Source organism: Janthinobacterium sp. GW822-FHT07H10, assembly GCF_058798675.1.
On the sequence record NZ_JBXAKS010000001.1, the window covers coordinates 144,680 to 164,121 of the forward strand.

17 protein-coding genes, 1 tRNA gene and 1 pseudogene are annotated in these 19,442 nt (G+C 60.6%); 14 read left to right on the plus strand and 5 right to left on the minus strand.

Annotated elements, in window-relative coordinates:
* Nucleotides 1-106 precede the first annotated feature (106 nt).
* The 8 genes from AC1RDJ_RS00655 (at nucleotide 107) to AC1RDJ_RS00690 (ending at nucleotide 10,599) form a co-directional block, all read left to right on the plus strand.
* The gene (locus AC1RDJ_RS00655; RefSeq protein ID WP_493026229.1) at nucleotides 107-1,309 is read left to right on the plus strand and encodes a THUMP domain-containing class I SAM-dependent RNA methyltransferase; all 1,203 of its coding nucleotides are present in this window, start codon (nucleotides 107-109) and stop codon (nucleotides 1,307-1,309) included.
* Nucleotides 1,310-1,498: 189 nt separating this feature from the next.
* Nucleotides 1,499-2,779, plus strand: coding sequence for a multidrug effflux MFS transporter (locus tag AC1RDJ_RS00660; protein WP_198043851.1), 1,281 nt, complete (start codon nucleotides 1,499-1,501; stop codon nucleotides 2,777-2,779).
* Nucleotides 2,780-3,038: 259 nt separating this feature from the next.
* A complete protein-coding gene (locus tag AC1RDJ_RS00665; protein WP_232251022.1) occupies nucleotides 3,039-5,144 on the plus strand; it encodes an HDOD domain-containing protein in 2,106 nt (701 codons plus the stop codon).
* A gap of 5 nt (nucleotides 5,145-5,149) precedes the next feature.
* Nucleotides 5,150-7,354 carry an EAL domain-containing response regulator gene (locus AC1RDJ_RS00670; protein ID WP_071321765.1) on the plus strand — a complete coding sequence of 735 codons (2,205 nt, stop codon included), beginning with the start codon at nucleotides 5,150-5,152 and terminating at the stop codon, nucleotides 7,352-7,354.
* 3 nt (nucleotides 7,355-7,357) lie between these two features.
* Nucleotides 7,358-8,917, plus strand: a complete 1,560-nt coding sequence (locus tag AC1RDJ_RS00675; protein ID WP_493026230.1) for a tetratricopeptide repeat protein — start codon at nucleotides 7,358-7,360, stop codon at nucleotides 8,915-8,917.
* A 175-nt stretch (nucleotides 8,918-9,092) separates the two neighbouring features.
* The gene (locus AC1RDJ_RS00680) at nucleotides 9,093-9,797 is read left to right on the plus strand and encodes a DUF4197 domain-containing protein (RefSeq protein ID WP_493026231.1); all 705 of its coding nucleotides are present in this window, start codon (nucleotides 9,093-9,095) and stop codon (nucleotides 9,795-9,797) included.
* 58 nt (nucleotides 9,798-9,855) lie between these two features.
* Nucleotides 9,856-9,929: transfer RNA gene (locus tag AC1RDJ_RS00685), tRNA-Gly, on the plus strand.
* Nucleotides 9,930-10,203: 274 nt separating this feature from the next.
* The gene (locus AC1RDJ_RS00690) at nucleotides 10,204-10,599 is read left to right on the plus strand and encodes a hypothetical protein (protein ID WP_071321775.1); all 396 of its coding nucleotides are present in this window, start codon (nucleotides 10,204-10,206) and stop codon (nucleotides 10,597-10,599) included.
* Nucleotides 10,600-10,914: 315 nt separating this feature from the next.
* On the opposite strand, the gene AC1RDJ_RS00695 is transcribed toward AC1RDJ_RS00690, so the two are convergent.
* From AC1RDJ_RS00695 to AC1RDJ_RS00705, 3 genes are all read right to left on the minus strand, one after another.
* The gene (locus AC1RDJ_RS00695; protein WP_493026232.1) at nucleotides 10,915-11,508 is read right to left on the minus strand and encodes a hypothetical protein; all 594 of its coding nucleotides are present in this window, start codon (nucleotides 11,506-11,508) and stop codon (nucleotides 10,915-10,917) included.
* A 21-nt stretch (nucleotides 11,509-11,529) separates the two neighbouring features.
* Nucleotides 11,530-12,477, minus strand: coding sequence for a hypothetical protein (locus tag AC1RDJ_RS00700; RefSeq protein WP_493026233.1), 948 nt, complete (start codon nucleotides 12,475-12,477; stop codon nucleotides 11,530-11,532).
* A gap of 282 nt (nucleotides 12,478-12,759) precedes the next feature.
* Nucleotides 12,760-13,068 carry a hypothetical protein gene (locus tag AC1RDJ_RS00705; protein ID WP_493026234.1) on the minus strand — a complete coding sequence of 103 codons (309 nt, stop codon included), beginning with the start codon at nucleotides 13,066-13,068 and terminating at the stop codon, nucleotides 12,760-12,762.
* Between the two features lie 71 nt (nucleotides 13,069-13,139).
* Here AC1RDJ_RS00705 and AC1RDJ_RS00710 point away from each other — a divergent pair.
* From AC1RDJ_RS00710 to galE, 6 genes and pseudogenes are all read left to right on the plus strand, one after another.
* Nucleotides 13,140-13,403, plus strand: a pseudogene (locus AC1RDJ_RS00710) (phage terminase large subunit family protein); the annotation flags it as partial.
* Nucleotides 13,400-14,455, plus strand: coding sequence for a phage portal protein (locus AC1RDJ_RS00715; protein ID WP_493026235.1), 1,056 nt, complete (start codon nucleotides 13,400-13,402; stop codon nucleotides 14,453-14,455). The pseudogene AC1RDJ_RS00710 and the gene AC1RDJ_RS00715, both read left to right, overlap by 4 nt.
* Nucleotides 14,452-14,667: a hypothetical protein gene (locus AC1RDJ_RS00720; RefSeq protein WP_493026236.1), complete on the plus strand. Its 216-nt coding sequence runs from the start codon at nucleotides 14,452-14,454 to the stop codon at nucleotides 14,665-14,667. Before AC1RDJ_RS00715 ends, AC1RDJ_RS00720 begins: the two co-directional genes overlap by 4 nt.
* A gap of 589 nt (nucleotides 14,668-15,256) precedes the next feature.
* Nucleotides 15,257-15,580, plus strand: coding sequence for a hypothetical protein (locus AC1RDJ_RS00725; RefSeq protein ID WP_493026237.1), 324 nt, complete (start codon nucleotides 15,257-15,259; stop codon nucleotides 15,578-15,580).
* Between the two features lie 390 nt (nucleotides 15,581-15,970).
* Nucleotides 15,971-16,651: a tRNA (guanosine(46)-N7)-methyltransferase TrmB gene (trmB, locus tag AC1RDJ_RS00730; RefSeq protein WP_493026238.1), complete on the plus strand. Its 681-nt coding sequence runs from the start codon at nucleotides 15,971-15,973 to the stop codon at nucleotides 16,649-16,651.
* A gap of 173 nt (nucleotides 16,652-16,824) precedes the next feature.
* The gene (gene galE / locus AC1RDJ_RS00735) at nucleotides 16,825-17,844 is read left to right on the plus strand and encodes a UDP-glucose 4-epimerase GalE (protein WP_493026239.1); all 1,020 of its coding nucleotides are present in this window, start codon (nucleotides 16,825-16,827) and stop codon (nucleotides 17,842-17,844) included.
* 112 nt (nucleotides 17,845-17,956) lie between these two features.
* On the opposite strand, the gene rfbD is transcribed toward galE, so the two are convergent.
* Together rfbD and rfbC are read right to left on the minus strand one after the other, a co-directional pair.
* A complete protein-coding gene (rfbD, locus tag AC1RDJ_RS00740) occupies nucleotides 17,957-18,841 on the minus strand; it encodes a dTDP-4-dehydrorhamnose reductase (RefSeq protein ID WP_493026240.1) in 885 nt (294 codons plus the stop codon).
* Nucleotides 18,842-18,894: 53 nt separating this feature from the next.
* The gene (rfbC, locus tag AC1RDJ_RS00745) at nucleotides 18,895-19,440 is read right to left on the minus strand and encodes a dTDP-4-dehydrorhamnose 3,5-epimerase (RefSeq protein ID WP_289884590.1); all 546 of its coding nucleotides are present in this window, start codon (nucleotides 19,438-19,440) and stop codon (nucleotides 18,895-18,897) included.
* Nucleotides 19,441-19,442: the final 2 nt, after the last annotated feature.

Sequence of the window (19,442 nt, forward strand, 5' to 3'; positions counted from 1 at the left end):
GGAAGAACAGTAAAGTAGCAGTAGTTTTTTTACATAGTATTAACGTAGCAAACAGCGTCTGTAATCTAGCGGGCGTTCAACACAATGGAATAAGGGTACACCAACCATGGCTTCATATTTTTGCCCATGCCCGCGCGGCATGGAAGCGGCGCTGGCCGAGGAACTGGGCGAGATCGCCCAGGATAGTTCGACCATGAAGGTCCACAACCAGGTGCCGGGCGGCGTACACTGCTCGGGCGACCTGCTCGATGCCTACCGCATCAACCTGCATTCGCGCATCGCTTCGCGCGTGCTGATGCGCATGGCGCATTCCGGTTACAAGACGGAAAACGACATCTATGACCTGACCCTGGCGCAAGCCTGGGAAGACTGGTTCGGCGTGCACCACACGATCCGCGTCGACGTCACGGCCGTCAAATCGCCGCTGCGCAGCCTGGAATTCACCACGCTGAAGATCAAGGATGCGATCTGCGACCGTTTCCGCGACCAGTTCAACGAGCGTCCATCGGTCAACACCAAGACGCCGGACATGCGCATCGTCGGCTTCCTCGACGCGCATACCTTCACCGTCTATCTCGACACGTCGGGCGAAGCGCTGTTCAAGCGCGGCTGGCGCGAAGAGACGGGCGACGCGCCGCTGCGCGAAAACCTGGCCGCCGGCCTGCTGCGCGTGTCGGGCTGGAAGCCTGGCATGGTGCTGTTCGATCCGATGTGCGGTTCCGGCACCATCCTGGCCGAAGCGGCGCAGATGCTGCAGGGGATTCCGCCGGGCGCCTCGCGCCAGTTCGCGTTTGAAAATTTCCACGACTTCGATCCGGCGCCGTGGAATGCCATGAAAAATGCCATCAAGGTCAATCCGCTGCCGGCGGAGCCGACGATTTTCGGCAGCGATATTTCGGGCGACATGGTGGCCATGACGCGCCACAACCTGCGTTGCGCCGGCGTGCGCTTCGAGGTGCCGCTGAAACAGATCGAGGCGCAGGAAGTCAAGCCGCCAAGCGACGTGCCGGGCATCATGCTGACCAATCCGCCGTACGGCGAACGTATCGGCGTGCGCGGCGACAGCACCATTCCGGAAGACGAACTGTCGACCTCCTTCTATTCGGCCATGGGCACCACCTTGAAGCAGCGCTTTGCCGGCTGGACCGTGTTCCTCTTCACGGCCGACCTGGGCTTGCCCAAGCTGCTGCGCCTGAAGGAAGCGCGCAAGACGCCATTCTTCAACGGCGCGCTGGAATGCCGTTTGTTCCGCTTCGATATGGTCGCGGGTTACAACCGCCGCGAAGAAGCCAAACCAAAAAATAACTGATCAAACCTGCTGCGCATCGGGATAGGCAGCCTGTGATGCTCGCCGTACTAGTGTATGGCTGCGCTTCTCGGCCACCTCTCCCTTCCGCTCGCGACGGTTTTATCAGCTATTTGGCAGTCTGTAGACGTTTGTAGTAACGCAGTACCTCGCGCTGTCCGACGCCGGTCCGCGCACCACTTTGGATCCGCCATGTTTCCCACCCCTCCGGCCAATGTGCCGCCCGATCCGGTCACGCCCGTACCGCCTCCCACACCGAGCCACATGGCGCCTTTGAGCCGCGGCGCGCTGGCCATGATGCTGGCCGGCCTGTCGATGCTGGGACCACTATCGATCGACACCTATCTGCCCGCGTTCGGCGCGATCCAGGGCTCGCTGCAAGCTTCGCCGCTGGAAGTGCAGCAGTCGCTGACGTTCTACATGCTGGCCTTTGCCGGCATGGTGCTGTGGCATGGCGCGATATCGGATACCTTCGGGCGGCGCAACGTCATCCTCGTGTCGCTGCTGATGTTTGCCATCGGCTCGCTCGGCTGCGCCTCGGCGCACACGGTCCACTATCTGTGGTTCTTCCGCATCATGCAGGGCGTGTCGGCCGGCGCCGGCGTGGTGATCAGCCGCGCCATCATCCGCGACCTGTACGCCGATGCGGCGGCCGCGCGCCTGCTGTCGCTGGTGACGATGATCTTTTCCATCGCCCCGGCCGTGGCGCCCATTTTGGGCGGCTGGATCGTCATCTGGTTCGACTGGCGCTCGATCTTCCTGTTCCTCGCTTTCTACACGGTGATCCTGCTGGCGTTCTGCTACTGGCGCCTGCCCGAAACCCTGCCGGTGGAAAAGCGCCAGCCGTTCAATCCCCGCTTCCTGGCGTCGAGCTACGGCCAGATCCTGCGCTCGCCCCTGTTCCACATCAAGGCCGGCATCGTCGCCCTCAATTTCGCAGGCCTGTTCCTGTTCATCACGGCCGCGCCGGAAATGCTGCCCAAGCAGCTGGGCCTGGGGCCGTCGCAATTCGGCTGGCTGTTCATTCCCTGCGTGAGCGGCATTTTCATGGGCGCCGCGGCGGCCAACCGCATCGCCGGCAAGGTGACGTTCGCGCGCCAGATCGGCATCGGCTTTGCCTTCCTGCTGTGCGCGGCCAGCGTCAATGTCGTGTACCACCTGTTCCTGCCGCCCTCGCTGCCATGGTCGGTGCTGCCGCTGTTTTTCTACACCTTCGGCATGTCGCTGGTGGGGCCGGGCGCGACCTTGCTGGCGCTGGACCTGTTCCCGCATATCCGCGGCACGGTCGCCTCGTGCCAGTCGTTCGCCAGCACCATGCTCGGCGCGGTGGTGGCCGGCGTGATCTCGCCCTTGTTGTCCGGCTCCGTGTTGTGGCTGGCCTCCGGGCAGCTGGCGTTTACGGCGCTGGCCCTGGCCCTGTGGCTGATTTCGCGGCGCTTCCGCCACCGTTTGCTAGGTTCCTTCAAGGCATAAGTTTCCACTGCAGAACGCTGGATTTATTTCAACTTAATTTTCTATATTGCAAGTAATATCCGGCGCTTATGATAAGATGACTTTTTTTCCCGGCATCCTCTCAGGCGACATTTTTTGGGTTACAGGAGTGGAGGATTCCTCTGACGTGGCCGCGCTTTGCTGCTGAGCGCGCTTCCTTTTCGAACCGGCAATGCCTGATACGATGCATCAATCTGATCAAGATATACGCAATCGCCTGCTGATTGCCCGTCTGCCGGCCATGCCGCAGATTCTCATCAAGCTGATCGCCCACCTGCAGGCCGACGACGCCGGCATGCCGGAACTGGCCGCCCTGATCGCCAAGGATGCGGGCATGACCAGCAAGATCCTCGGCGTGGCCAACAGCTCGGCGTATCACCGCCAGGGCCGGGTCGTCAGCCTGGAACAGTCGCTCGTCTCGCTGGGCACGGACATGATCAAGACCCTGGTCATCAGCGAATCCGTGTTCCAGACCTTCAGCAGCTTCCCCCATTCCGGCAGCACCGATTTGCGCGCATTCTGGAAAAGTTCGCTGTCGGCCGCCGTCATGGCGCGTGCGCTGGCCAAGGCCATGGCCTATCCGCATGTCGAGGAAGCGTACCTGGCGGGCCTGCTGCACAATGTGGGCCGCCTGGCCCTGCTGGCCACGGCGCCGAAGGAATACGCGTTCAATTTCACGGCCCGCGACGATGCCGCCCTGTGCGCGGTGGAGCAGCGCACCCTGCAGATCACGCATGCCGAAGCGGGGGCCTGGCTGATCGAGCGCTGGCACCTCGATTCCTTCCTGGCCGACAGCGTGCTGTATCACCATGAACCGCTGGCGCGCCTGGAGGCGAGCCATCCCCTGATCCGCATCGTGCGCCTAGCGCACCTGCTGTGCTGCCACGCCGGCGATGCGGAGTCGATCGCGCAGGCGGCGCGCCTGTGCGCGCTGGACGTCGAGGTGCTGGAGACCCTGGCCGGCAGCGTCGCGCGCCAGGTGGAACAGGCCGCGCAGCACCTGGGCATCGACCTGGCCGGCGCCGACGATATCGCCACGCCGCCGGCATTCGCGCCGCCTGCCGTCGATCCGGTGCAGCAGCGCCTGTCCGACGAAGTGCGCAATATGGTGCTGGTGTCCGAAGTGGGCCAGACTTTCGCGCGCCAGCAGGGCGAGACCAGCCTGCTGGAAGCCATCACGCGTTCGGCGCGCATCCTGTTCGACTTCGAGACTACCGTCATCCTGCTGCAAAACCCCACCGGCCATGCGCTGGTGGGCGTGGCGGCGGGAGAACAGCAGCACCGCCTGGCCGGTTTTTCCGTGCCGCTGGCGAAGGGCGGGCCGTTGGCTGCCTCGGCGCTCGAATGCAGCCTGGCCTTTCTGAAAGGCGACATGCCGGGCCTGGGCATCGTCGAGGAGCAGCTGTTCCGCATCCTCGGCACCGACAGCCTGGTCTGCCTGCCGCTGGTGGCGGGCCAGCGCAGCCTGGGCGTGCTGATTGGCGGCGTGGCGGCGTGGCAGATTCCCGCCTGCCAGAAGCGCGAGGGCTTCCTGCGCGCTTTCGGCAACCAGGCCGCCAGCGCGCTGGAAACGGCGATCAGCGCGCGTGGTTTAGCGCGGCGCCAGCTCGATCACGTGGCCGAGGAATACCGCGAAGCGTCCCGCCGCGTGGTGCATGAGGTGAACAACCCGCTGTCGATTATCAAGAACTACCTGAGCGTGCTCGATCACAAGCTCGAGAAGCAGGAGCCGGTGACGGGCGAGATGTCGATCCTGAACGAAGAGATCGACCGCGTCGGGCAGTTGATCAATGGCCTGGCTGACCTGCAGCCGGCGGTAGCCAGCGGCGTCACCGATTGCGCGCGCGTCGTCGACGATGTGCTGCGCCTGTTCCGCGCCACCGATTTCCTGCCGTCGAAAATCGAGGTGGTCACGCGCATGCAGGATGCGCCATGCGAGGTGGAGGCCGATGCCGACATGCTCAAGCAGATCCTGCTCAACCTGCTGAAAAATGCCGTCGAGGCCTTGCCGGACGGCGGCCGCATCGAAGTGGCGAACCGGGGCCATGTCAACCGCGACCGACGCCTGTACCTGGAACTGTGCGTCAGCGACAATGGCGCCGGCCTGGCGCCTGAGGTGCTGGCCAACCTGTTCTCGCCCGTGCGCAGCAGCAAGCCGGGCGCGCATCATGGCCTGGGCTTGTCCATCGTGCACGACCTGGTAACGCGCCTGCATGGCGTGATCGGCTGCCGCAGCGGCAAGGGCGGCACCTCGTTTGAAATCCTGTTGCCCCTGCCGCAGGCCGCCGCCGCTGCCACCGTTTCCGATGCCGTGCCCGCGCTCGGCAATACCGCTCTATCTTCGTAACGCCCATGAATTCCTCCGCCACTCCGCTTGACCTGGAAAATAGCCCGCGCATCCTGTTGGTCGACGACGAGCCCCGGCTGCTCGCCTCCCTGCATGAATTGCTGAAGGACCGTGGCTATCAGCTGTACACGGCCACCTGCGGCAGCGAGGCGCTGGCGCAATTGGCGAAACTGCGCTTCGACCTGATCCTGCTGGACCTGCGCCTGCCCGACATGAGCGGCCATGAAATCATGGACCACATCAACCGGCGCGGCATCGAGGGCGACGTCATCGTCATGAGCGGCGATGTCGGCATCGAGGCGGCCATCGGCGCCCTGAAGCGTGGCGCCTACGATTACCTGCGCAAGCCGTACAGCCGCGAGGAACTGCTCAAGACGGTGGAAAACGCGCTGCAAAAGCGCCGGCTGGCGCTGGAGAACGAACGTATCGCGCTGCAGCTGGAAAACTCGGAAAAGATGTACCGCTACCTGGTCGACAGCTCGCCCGACATCATCTATACGCTGAACCACGAAGGCCGCATCACCTTCATCAACGACCGCGTGCACCAGTTGCTGGGCTTTAGCCGCGAAGAGCTGATCGGCAGCCATTATTCCATCCTCGTGCACGACGAAGACCAGGAGCGGGCGCGCTATGCCTTCAACGAACGTCGCCTCGACGAGCGCGCCTCGCGCAATGTGGAACTGCGCCTGAAGTGCCACAGCGGCAGCGGCAACGACCGCACCTTCAACAATACCCTGATGACGATCCCGCTCAATTCGATCGGCGTGCACAGCCTCGATCACGAAGCGAAAAAGCAGGAATACTTCGGCACCTACGGCGTGGCGCGCGACATCACCGACCGCAAGCGCGCCGAGGAGGTGATCTCCTACCAGGCTTACCACGATATCCTGACGGATTTGCCGAACCGCATGCTGTTCAAGGACCGCCTGGGGCTGGCCGTGATCCAGGCGCGCCGCAAGCTGACGGAGCTGGCCGTGATGTTCATCGACCTGGATCGCTTCAAGCTGGTCAACGATACCCTGGGCCACGTGAAGGGTGACGAATTGCTGCAGCAAGTGGCGCTGCGCCTGAAGGATTGCCTGCGCCGCGGCGATACGCTGGCGCGCCAGGGCGGCGACGAATTCACGATCGTGCTGCCGGAATTGCGCGACCGCCAGGATGCGCGCCTGATCGCCGACAAATTCCTCGAATGCCTGCACCAGCCGTTCGACCTTGACGGCAACCAGGTGCATATCTCGGCCTCGATCGGCATCGCCATCTATCCGGGTGACGGCGAGACCATCGACGAACTGCTGCGCCATGCCGACATCGCCATGTACCAGGTCAAGGCGCTGGGTAAGAACGGCCACAGTTTTTATCACGAGTCGATGCTCGACGTGTCGCACCAGAAGATCGCGCTCGAGCAAAGCCTGCGCAAGGCGCTGGAGCTGAACCAGCTGGAAATGTATTACCAGCCGCAGGTGGACGTGACGACGGGCCGCATCGTCGGCGCGGAGGGGTTGATGCGCTGGAACCACCCGCAGCGCGGGCTGCTGACGGCTGGCGAATTCCTGCCGTTCGCGGAAGAAAACGGCCTGATGCTGCCGATCTCGGACTGGATGCTGGGCGCGCTGTGCCGCGACCTGCTGCAATGGAATGCGGCCGGCGGCGAAGCCGTGCGCCTGTCGCTGAACCTGTCGCCGCAATACCTGGACCGGGGCGACTTTTTCGAGAAGATGCGCGGCGCGCTGACGCGCTACGGCATCGCGCCGGAAAAGATCGAAGTGGAAATCACGGAAAACATCTGCATCCGCAATCCGCAGTATGCGATCGAGCAATTGAACAAGCTGTGCCAGCTGGGCGTGTCGGTGGCCATCGACGATTTCGGCACCGGCTATTCGTCGCTGTCGTACCTGCACCGCTTCCCTATCCACACGATCAAGATCGACCAGTCGTTTGTGAAGGAAATTCACGACGAGCACGGGCATTATCCCGTCATCCTGGCCATCATCTCGATCGCGCGCGGCCTGGGCCTGCACCTGATCGCCGAGGGCGTGGAAACGGAAGGGCAGGCGCGCTACCTGCAAGACAAGGGCTGCACCACGATGCAGGGCTATCTGTACCACCGGCCCATTTCGTTGGGCAGCTTCATCGCCGTGCTGCAGGAGCAGAACCGCCTGATCGCCGATGGCGTGCCGGCGGTGCCGCAGACGCTTGCCGTCGAGGCCTGATCCATGCCGGTCGCCGACGCCCGTTACACGGCCGATTACCTGCGTTTGAAAGGACTGGCCGAGAAGGGCAATGCGAATGCCCAGCACAGCCTGGGCTTCATGCATTTCAATGGCCAGGGCATCGAGCAAAGCTATGCGCTGGCGCTGCACTGGTATGGCCTGGCCGCCGCGCAGGGACTCGAACACGCGCAATACAACCTGGGCGTGATGTGCCAGAAAGGCCAGGGCGTGGCGCAGGATTTTGCGCAGGCCGCGCAGTGGTACCTGAAGGCGGCCGAACAGGGCTACGCGGCGGCGCAGTACAACCTGGGCTGGCTGTATGCCAAGGGCCAGGGCATCGCGCAGGACAGCGGCCAGGCCATGCTGTGGTTCAGCCGCGCGGCCGAACAGGGCGACGCGGGCGCGCAAAACAATCTGGGCATGATGTACGACAACGGCAAGGGCGTGCCGCAGGACTTCGCGCAGGCGATCGCCTGGTACCGCAAGGCGGCCGAGCAGGGGTATGCGCGCGCGCAGTTCAACCTCGGCCTGCGTTATGACAATGGGCAGGGCGTGCGGCAGGACCGCCAGCAAGCGACGGCCTGGCTGCGCAAGGCGGCCGAGCAGGGCTATGCGCCGGCCCAGTTCAACCTGGCGCTGCGCTATGAAAATGGCGACGTGCTGCCGCAGGACAGCGGGCAGGCGATCGCCTGGTACCGGCGCGCGGCGCAGCAGGGGCACGCCAGCTCGCAGTTCAACCTGGGCCTGATCTACGACAATGGCCAGGGCGTGCCGTGCGATAAACAGGCGGCGCTCGGCTGGTACATCAAGGCGGCGGACCTGGGCCACGCGGCGGCCCAGCATAACCTGGGCCTGCACCACGAACATGGCGCGCACGACTACACCCAGGCGCAGCGGTTTTACCGCCAGGCCGCCGAACAGGGTTTTCCTGCCGCCCAGTATCAGCTGGCGCTGCTGTACGAGCATGGGCAGGGCATGCCGGCCGATGCGCGGGAAGCCGTATTCTGGTACCGCAAGGCGGCCGACCAGGGGCATGTGCGGGCCCAGTTCGGCCTGGGCCTGCGCTATGAGCATGGCCAGGGCGTGCCGCAGGATTTATCGTTGGCGCTGGAATGGTACGCTCGCGCCGCCGAGCAGGATTACGCGCCGGCGCAATACCTGCAGGGCGTGCTGCACGACCGCGACGACGGCCCGGCGCCCGACAGCCAGCGGGCCTGTGCCTGTTATTGCCGCGCCGCCGCGCAGGGCCACAGCCTGGCGCAGTTCGCGCTGGGCCTGCGCCATGACAATGGCCAGGACGTGCCGCAGGATTACGCCGCCGCGCGGGAGTGGTATGCACTGGCTGCGCACCAGGGCCACGCGCGGGCGCAGATGAACCTGGGCCTGATGGCGGCCAGCGGCCAGGGTGGTCCGGTCGATGTGCAGCAGGCGTATATCTGGCTGTCGATGGCTGCCGCTGCCGGCGTGGCCGGCGCGGAAAAGTCCCTGCGCCAGACGGCGTCGCGCATGCGCGAGACGGACTTGCTCCAGGTACGCCAGCGTATGGCGGCGCTGGCCGACTGATTCAGTTTCCCCCTGCACTGCCCGCTCGAATGCGCGCGGAGGCCACAGGGGGCTGTGCCGTGCCAGCCGCGCCGGCATGCCTGGCTGTTCCTGTTGCGACAAAAAATGCTGGCATCGCTGCGATTTTGCTATGCTAAGGGTTCAAGAACCATTGGCTTTCAAACAAAGGATGAATATGCGCCCGACCTCTTTTCCCGTCCGCCCCGCCGCCATGGTGTGCGCGCTGGCGCTGTGCTCGTCCATGGCAGGCGCCGCCAGCCCGCTCGCCGCCCTCAGCAACCAGGACGCCAGCAATGGCTTGAAGGCGGCGCTGGAAGCCGGATCGGCCGCCGCCGTCGCCAAGCTGGGCATCGAAAATGGCTTTCTCAACAATGACAAGGTGAAGATCAAGCTTCCGGGCATCCTGGAGCAGGCCAAGCCCTTGCTGAAAATGACGGGCCGCGGCCAGCAGCTGGACGACCTGGTGGTGTCGATGAACCGGGCCGCCGAGTCGGCCGTACCCATGGCCAAGCCCTTGCTGCTCGATGCGGTGAAGTCGATGAGCGTCACCGATGCGAAGAATATCCTGTCCGGCGGCGACACCTCGGTCACGGACTTCTTCCGCCAGAAGACTTCTGCGCCGCTGGCCGTCAAATTCCTGCCCATCGTCAAGTCCGTCACGGACCGCTCCGGCCTGGCCAGCAAGTACAACAGCACCATGAGCCAGATCGGCAAGACGGGCCTGGTGCCGCAGCAGCAATCGACGGTGGAAGGCTACGTCACCGACCGCGCCCTCGACGGCCTGTACCTGATGATCGGCGAAGAAGAAAAAGCCATCCGCAGCAATCCGCTCGGGTATGGCAGCAAGATTATCGGCAAGGTCTTCGGCAGCCTGAAATAAGCAGCACCACCGCGAAGATTTGCTCGCCGCATTCCATTCGGCGTAAAATGCAGGCTTCGCGGGTGTAGCTCAATGGTAGAGCAGAAGCTTCCCAAGCTTACGACGAGGGTTCGATTCCCTTCACCCGCTCCAGTCAAAAACGGCGAGAAAGCTGTTTTTGCTGCTCCACAGATGTGCTCCCGCTCCATAAAATTAATTCGCTCTAGTCTATTTTGATAGGCTGTTGCAGGGGTGAAACTCTACAAATCTACCCCACCCAGATCAGAGATATGCTTTATGGTGACAATATGTGAATATTTCCACATGGAAACTTGCTATCCTCCGTGGTCATCTTAATTCGATAGTTGTTTTTTATATTGAAAAAAGATCGTTATGTAGGTTTCAGTGCAAGAAAAGGAAAATAGCTATGTCAGAAGCAATGAATGAAATAAGTTTGGATGTACGGAAGGCTCTGCGGGCGGAAAAAGCTGGGTATTTATCGGAAGTTACCAAGGCGCTAGTTGCTGTAAATAGCGGCGGTGCCATTGCAATTTTGGCATTCATTGGGACTTTGGCCAAAGAGCCAGCCTTGCTCCAAAATTTCAAGGTTTTTGGATTTTACGCGTTTGTGTGCTTTGCTCTTGGCATTGTGGCAGCATTGTTTGCTCCAATCTCGCTCGTGGAACATGTGGAAGCTGTAAGACTAAAAAGTGACAAGGCGCGGCTCTGGTTTAGGGTTTGTGCTGCTTTCTTTGGCGTTTCGTTTGGAGGTGTTGCTTTGGGCCTCATAACAGTGGCTTTTGGCGTTTCGTCCGCCTTCTAAAGGGAAAATAATTTTGTGATGCGCGAGAATTACATTTAAGGCGAAATATGTCGCTCATCCAACGGGTTTAACCACGCTAAGTTTGAGCGACAACACATTGCAACTATCTTGTGGGAGTTGCAATTTTTCCTCGGCGCAGGTAGTGTCGCTGGGTTGTCTTCACACTGTCGTGCCCCAAAAGATCGCTGGCCGCCTGGTCGCCGCGATCATCCGAAGTATCATCGGCCGCCTTCGCTCGCAGGTCGTAAAACCAAAATGCCATGATGTCCTGTGCCAGTTCCGGAACATGTTTCGCCGCCCGCTTTTTTTGCCGCGTCAAAGTGGGTGCGAAGTGCTGGTGCGGTCAGGCGCTTGCCGTGGACATTGGTCAGTAGCGCACCTGTCACGATCTTGTGTTGCCTTGCGCGCTCGGATACGGTCCATCAGCTTGGCCAGCTCCCCAGTGATGGTGATGCGCAGCGGCTGCTTGGTTTTTTCCTGCGTAATGATCAGGTGCCCATCAATGATGTCTTGTTCAGTCATGCGCAGCGCATCCGCCGGACGCTGACTGCTCAGGTAGGCCAGGTCCATCGCGTCCCGTAGCGGCACGCTGCCGTGTAGGCGTACAGCGGAGAACACGGCATCCGTAATGTAGACGGTTCGCTTCGCCAGTGAATGTCCCTGGATGCCCTCGCAGGGGTTCTGCCGGTTCGTGTAGCGCCAGCCGCGTACGTGGTTCCACATGGTAGAAAATACTCGTTTGCAGCGGTTGGCGGTGGTCGGCTTGTCGGCGTGGTCATCTAAGAACTGCCGAATGTGCATCGGCTTGATCTGTTCGAGCGGGGCCTCGGAAAAGGCTGCCAGCCGGAAATCACATTTATTTACCGGCGGATACTTAGCTTGACTGTGTCCATTTAACCCACGTAGCACACAGTGCAGCCACTGAGCTATTTAATCCGAAATCAACACTGGTTCGGTACCTGAGCGGTCATCATATGTCCACGTCGGTAGTCTGATATTTGTGTGAAGAAAAACCGCTTCCGTAATGGAAGATATTTCATCTTTGAGTTTTTTGCGCAGTTTGTCAGAACTCGGTGCTTTCCCGATGGAAGCAAGGTACGCAATATTCACGCATATTCCAATAAGATGCTCTGTTTTTAGATTGGCTACAATTTCATTATTCATTGTTACCCGTTCCATTGTCGAGCTCGAGGCCGCGCGCGCGCTAGCCTTCACGCGCGCTTTCAAGGCCAAACGCGCTTCGGCAAATTCATTATAGGCTCCGACAACGTGGTTTTCATGGGTACGCTTCAGATGCTCCTGAAGTTCTCTCTTAACCGTTGCGTGGTCTAATCCTCTGTTGGCATGACTCTTTCTGAAACTATTCGACCCGAGGTCGCTTATCCCGATGGCCAAGAGTTCTTCCTCTGGCACTACAGCAAATAAGCCATAGGCTGTGCTGTAAAGCGAATCGCCTTTGTGTATCAACGACAGGCTGCATACTTCGTACCCAGTCTTACTGGCGATCAAATTAAGGTCATACTTCCATGCATCTTTTTTATCTCCTGGCAAACGCGGAATCATGTGCACCAATAGTTTGCCGCTTTTAAACGCATTGGAAACTGAAATACGGCCAGGGAGCGTTACCACAATTGTCGGCGCGGGTGGCGGACGCATGCGGCGCCGTATTTCATCCGCAGCCAACCGCGCAAAAAGGTACTTGTGCTCGACCGGACCTTCAACCATGTCCATGAAATGCTCAAAAGCGGTCACAATCGCCGGGCTGGATATGTCGCGCAACTCGTTGCGTACTAAGTGCCAAGCATCGAGATGGTCGATCTCTCCGATCCGCAGTACGCGTGCTACGACTACGTTCCTTGTGACTAAATTTACCGTCATGTACTTCCCCAAATATTGAGAACGATGTATGTGCGACCATACCGCTTTCGTATACGGGTCACGGGTTTCGTCTAAAGCAAGTTGTCCGACCAACTGCAATAACGGTTTTGTATTACGATACTGAATCGCTCTTGAGTAACACAAGTAACAATTATCGTAGCCGCGCTACCTTGGGTGAGAGATTGGTGCAATCAGTTAAGGCTGGCACTACCGAGACACTCAAGGTTGTTGCAAATGAAGTATTGAGTGCCCTGGTAAAGTCTGTCACCCTCCTGTAATTCGTCACTCCGAAGCTAGGGAAGTCGTCTCCGCCGGTTTCCAAGGTTCTTCGCTGTTCTCCCGAATGATCTCGCGCACTTCCTTTATGTGATCCGACGCCAGTTTCGCGGCCCGCTTGGTTCCGCTCTTGCTTTTGTAAAGATGCCCCAGCGTCTTGAGCGTACCCGTGGCACCTGCCTGCTCCTGATCTGCCTTTTTCTTCTTCGCCGCCACGTCCTTCCACTTGGCCACTACGCCCGTGATGCCTTCGTCCGGGTCTTTCTCGTCCTCGCGCTCCGCCTCCACTGCTTCCGTTTTCGTTTCAAACTCCACCCGCGTGGTAAAGCTGTTGCGGCCCAGGCTGTGCGTGACCTTGACGGATAGCCACTCGGTGGCGTTGATTCAAGACGTGCATGGTCTTGAAGGCCAACAACATCATCCGCAAGGGCAGGCTGGAATTTGACGCCGGCTGGACGAACATCGCGCAATCGTTCATGGCCATACGCAAGACCTTCACCCCCAGCGGGCGCAATGTCACTTACGTGGCAGGGCGCAGCGATGAAACCGGCCACGCCGATCTGGCGTGGGCCTGCATGCACGCCCTCGACCACGAGCCATTCGAGGGCACCACCGAAAACAACCAGTCCTTCATGGAGATTTGTTCTTGAGTAAAGCACGACACTTGCGGGGCCGCCAGGCCCAGCACGCCCCACCAGCGGCCACGGCGCCGGCCGCCGCCGGCATCGAGGCGTTTTCCTTCGGCGACCCGACGCCCGTGCTGGAGCACGCCGACATTCTCGACTGCTTCGAATGCTGGAAGAACGGCCACTGGTATGAGCCGCCCGTCAACTTGGCTGGCCTGGCCAAGTCCTTCAATGTCGGCGTGCATCACAGCAGCGCCATTCACTTCAAGGCCAACGTGCTGACGTCGACCTTGATGCCGACGAAGTACCTGTCGCGCGATGGCTTTAAGCGCATGGCCCTGGACTATTTGACCTTTGGCAATGCCTACCTGGAAGACCGGCCCAGCCGCAGCGGCAAGGCGCTGGCGTACCAGCACGCCCTGGCCAAGTACATGCGGCGTGGCGTCGATCTGGACACGTATTTCTTCGTCAACGGCTACCAGGCCGTGCACCAGTTTGACAAGGGCCGGGTGTTTCACTTGATGGAGCCGGACGTGAACCAGGAGCTGTATGGCGTGCCGCAGTACCTGAGTGCGCTGCAATCGGCCTGGCTCAACGAGGCGGCCACCCTGTTTCGCCGCAAGTATTACAAGAACGGCTCGCACGCCGGCTTTGTGTTCTACATGACGGACGCCGCCGCCAACACCCAAGACGTGGACAACCTGCGCCAGGCCATGCGCGATAGCAAGGGGCCGGGCAACTTCCGCAACCTGTTCATGTACGCGCCGAACGGCAAGAAGGACGGCATCCAGATTCTGCCCGTGTCCGACGTGGCCGCCAAGGACGAGTTTTTCAACATCAAGAGCGTGACGCGCGACGACCAACTGGCCGCACACCGTGTACCGCCACAGCTCATGGGCATCCTGCCCAACAATGCCGGCGGCTTTGGCGCCGTCGAGCCAGCCGCGCGCGTCTTCGCCCGTAACGAGCTGGTGTCGCTGCAGGCGCAATTTGAAGCGATCAACGAGTGGGCCGGTGTGGAAGTGGTGCGCTTCGCGCCGTATGACCTGGCCACGGGCGGGGAGGGCGCAGCATGAGCGACCATATCGACAACACGGACAAGATCATCTTTGCCGAGGTGGCGCGCGGCCTGGCCGCCGTGCGCGGCCGGCCCGCCCTGGTGGCGCACGGCGCCTGCCACTACTGCGACGAGCCGCTGGCGCCCGCGCTGCTGTTCTGCGATGTGGGCTGCCGCGACGACTACGACAAGGAGCAGGCGGCCAAGGCGCGCGCCGGCCGTCCAGGATGACCGCCACGCCGCGATAGCCGGCAGGGCTGGGCCGCGATAGGCCAGCCGCGCCAGAGCGCCCCAGCCACCGCACAGGCCGCCCATGAGGCGGCTTTTTCACGTCCCGACGATTGATGTTGCTGTAGATGCAAGAAAAAGTCCATTTCGGCCCGGCGCGCGCAGTTGTCCCCCCTCCACACCTGTCCGCTATATAGGGTTCTTTTGACTCAAATGTGCGCCATGGCCGAAGGCGCATGAGGACTGGCGCCGCGGGGCGAAGAAGGGGCATGCGATTTGACGCATTTTGACGCACTTTGAGCGGTTTAACTCTAGTTGCTATTCGTTGTGGGGCTTTGGTGTTTTCGAGCTCCGGTGGCTCTATTTCGTGTCTATCTGCCCAACACGAGAGAGTTTGGCTATACCGGGATGAGCGGTGGGCAAAGCACACGAGCGTAAAGAGCTAATCAACTACAGCAAGGACAAGCAAGTAGAGCCTCGAGCATTGTCGCAATCCCTCGGAAATACAGACGTTTGTACAGATCGTACCCGTTGCAATATTATTCAAAATAATATTTCTTCGTGGAAACTTTAACTTTTATGAAAGATATACATGGATTTTCTTACATTGAGTAGCGTTGTCTTCACTTTTGGCGCTCCGGCATTCGCGCTTGGCTGTGTTATGTACTTTGCTGTGCTGTTGGTGTGTCGCCAGGGTGACCTTGCTTTTCTGCCGCGTCTTGCGTTGACGGCGCTTACTGTTTGCGGTTTCATGGTGCCGGAAATTTACCATCTGGTCTTCCAGTCCGACCCTGGTCTTTATATCGTTGACGAGGCGATGGAACCGGCCGCCCTTTGGGTTGCGATAAAAGTGAAATTCTGGGCCGGTGTTTGTGGTCACATCGCTGGCTGGATTATCGGAAATTGGTTCGATTAGACTTGCAGATAGCTAACGGCGTCCCGTCCCGCATGGGGCGCTGTTTTTTTATGGTTATGGCGGGTACTCTGGAATGCCCTCTATCCGTTAAATCAGCGATGCAGTCTGTGGATCGCTATCCTTTGCCTGAATAGTTCACTCCACAATCGCAAAATACACCGCATGGATGGCCGCTTGTGCGGCTGCTATAATGTTACATTAGCGGAGCAGAAACGGGCCGCAAGCCCGCATGGTTGTTGAGTTCCTTGTCGAGCTTTCTAAGCTTACGACGAGGGTTCGATTCCCTTCACCCGCTCCATTTTCCTCTGGCGCCTGGCTTTGTATGGCGCGGCTATTTATTTCTTCACTTCCATGTCCTCTGATACCCCAGCAAACGGCCCGGCGCGGCCGATGATGTACGATCCGACCGAACACCGCATCCGCAGTTTCGTGACCCGCGCGGGACGGTTGTCCGTGGCGCAGGCGCGCGCGCTTGAGACGCTGGGGCCGCAATTCCTGTTGCCTTTCGCCAAAGAATCCATGGATTTCGAGCAGGTCTTCGGCCGCAAGGCGCCTGTCATCCTGGAAATCGGCTTTGGCATGGGCGCGACCACGGCGCATATCGCCAAGGCCATGCCGGAGAAGGATTTCATCGGCGTCGAGGTGCATACGCCCGGCGTGGGCAGTTTGCTCAAGCTGATCGGCGAAGAGTCGCTGACGAACCTGCGCTTGCTGCAGCACGATGCCGTGGAAGTGCTCACGCACATGATTCCCGCCAATTCGCTGGCTGGTATCCACGTCTTCTTCCCCGATCCATGGCACAAGGCGCGTCACAACAAGCGCCGGCTGATCCAGTCGCCATTCGTCAAGCAATTGACCGATCGCCTGGCGCCGGGCGGCTACCTGCATTGCGCGACCGACTGGGAAGACTACGCGGTGCAGATGCTGGAAGTGCTGGGTGCCGAGCCGCAATTGCAGAACAGCGCGGAAGGCTATGCACCGCAGCCCGCGTATCGTCCGCTGACCAAGTTCGAGAACCGCGGCTTGAAGCTGGGCCATGGCGTGTGGGATCTGGTGTTCATCAAGAAATAGTCCTCCCACCGCCGACCCGGTTACCCGCGCCGTTTGTCCGGGAATCAGCCTGCTGCGGTGACGTTGCAGGCTGTTTTCATTCCTGCGGCGTATATTTCCTGTGCCAACCCTGTGCCGGCTTGGCAAGGCAGGCGAATTCGGGTAGTCTTGTATTTTTTGCATTGATTGACATTATGACCAAGAAAATACTCGTGACGGGGGCGTCCGGCTTCATCGGTTCGCATACCTGTGTCGAATTGCTGGCCGCGGGCTTTGACGTGGTCGCAGTGGACAATCTGTGCAACAGCGCGCGCGAAGCGATGACGCGGGTCGAGCGCATTTCCGGCAAGAGCATTCCATTTTATGAAGCAGACGTGCGCGACCGTGCCGCCCTGGCCGCCGTCCTGCGCGAGCATGCGATCGATGCCGTGATCCATTTCGCGGGGCTGAAGGCGGTAGGTGAATCGGTCGCCCAGCCATTGATGTACATGGACAACAATGTGACGGGCACAGTGGCCCTGCTCGAAGTGCTGGCGGCCGCGAATGTGAAGCGTTTTGTCTTCAGCTCGTCGGCCACCGTGTATGGCGATCCGGAAGCCTTGCCTATCCTGGAAACGTCGCGCCTGTCCGTGACCAACCCGTATGGACGCTCGAAGCTGATGGTCGAGCAGATCCTGGCCGACCTCGTGCATGCCGATGCGCAGTGGCAGGTGGGCGTGCTGCGCTATTTCAACCCGGTGGGGGCGCATGCCAGCGGCCTGATCGGCGAGGATCCTGCCGGCATTCCGAACAACCTGATGCCGTTCATCGCGCAGGTGGCCGTCGGCCGCCGCGAGCGCCTGGCCGTCTTCGGCAACGACTACCCGACGCCGGACGGCACGGGCGTGCGCGATTACATCCACGTGGTCGACCTGGCGCTGGGCCATGTGGCCGCGCTGAACCGCCTGTTTTCCACCGAGGGCGGCTTCACCGTCAACCTGGGCACGGGCCACGGCTACAGTGTGCTCGATACCGTGCGCGCCTTCGAGGCCGCCAGCGGCCGCGCGGTGCCGTACGACATCGTGCCGCGCCGCCCTGGCGACATCGCCAGCTGCTACGCTTCGGCCGACAAGGCGCGCGAGCTGCTGGGTTGGCAAGCGCAAAAGAACATCGACGACATGTGCGCCGACCACTGGCGCTGGCAACACCAGAATCCGCAGGGCTATGGGGCTTGAGGATGACTGGGCGGCGCGAGCTGGCCGCCTGCGGTTTGTCGACGAAGTGACGGGATGGGACGATGCTGGCACCGCCGTTCAAATGGAATGGCGGGCAGTCATGCCTGCATTGTCAATCCAATATGGAGTCCTGGCACAACCATAGCGCATCTTGCCATTGCGGCAAGCCACAGAAGGTGTCGAGCAGGCGTTGCGATGACAGCTGCGAATTGGCAGGACGTTTCGCCGGCGCGGCGTAGTCTTGCGCCAGTATCGCCCGTAAACGGGGCTTTTTTATGACCGACGGGTGCGCCATGATCGCTTCGGCAAAGCCGAACCATGTGGTTGTCCCCTGTGCCGTCAAATGATACAGGCCCGAGCGGGCGTCCCACCAGCTGCGCTGGTCGGCAGCGGCCAGCGACTGGGCCACGATGTGGGCCGTGGTATCGGCGATCGTGCGGCTCCAGGTCGGCGCGCCATGCTGGTCCGAGACGATGGCCAGTTCTTCGCGCTCCTGTGCCAGGCGGCACATGGTCAACAGGAAGTTTTTGCCATGCGTGCCGTAGACCCAGCTGGTGCGCAGGATCAGATGGGGAATGCCCGCTGCCTGGATGGCTATTTCCCCCGCCAATTTGCTGCTGCCGTAGACATTGATCGGGCACGCCGGATCGGTTTCTGTGTAGGGTCCTGCTTTTGAGCCATCGAAGACATAGTCGGTGCTGTAATGTATCAATGCGGCGCCCAGCCTTCCGGCTTCTGCCGCCATCACGCCAGGTGCTTCGCCATTGATGCGCAGTGCAAGGGCCGGCTCGCTTTCGGCCTGGTCGACCGCGGTGTATGCCGCGGCGTTGACGATCAGGGTCGGCTGGATGCGCCGGATCGCATCGCGCACCTGGTCGAGGTCGGCCAGATCCATCTGCTGGCGGTCGAGGGCGATGACTTCTCCCAGGCCTTGCAAGCTACGCTCAAGTTCGTAGCCGACCTGGCCGGTTTTTCCGGATATGAGAATGCGGCTCATGCAATGTTTTCATTCATGTTGAAACAGCCAGTGGTGCACCGGTGTGCCTGGCGTCAGGCGAATACATCGGCGTCGGCCAGCAAGGTTCCCAGCTTGTCTTTGTTCGACAGCAAGGGCTCGCCATCGAGCGGCCAGTCTATGCCGATTTGCGGATCGTTCCACAGGATGCTGCGCTCAAATTCCGGTGCCCAATAGTCCGCCGTCTTGTACTGGAATTCGGCGCTGTCGCTGGTGACAAGATAGCCGTGGGCGAAGCCTTCCGGTATCCATAACTGGCGCTTGTTGGCAGCGGACAATTCAACACCGACCCATTGACCGAAGCTGGGCGAGCTTTTGCGCAAGTCGACGCTGACGTCGAATACGGCACCGACAGTGCAATGCACGAGCTTGCCCTGCGCCTGCTGGATCTGGTAATGCATGCCGCGCAACACGCCCTTACTGGACCTGGAATGGTTGTCCTGGACGAATGTACGGTCAATTCCGGTGAGTTCCGTAAAGCGTTTCTGGTTGTAGCTTTCATAGAAAAAGCCACGTTCATCACCGAACACCGTTGGTTCGATGATCAGGACGTCCGGTATGGCGGTGGAGTGGATTTTCATGG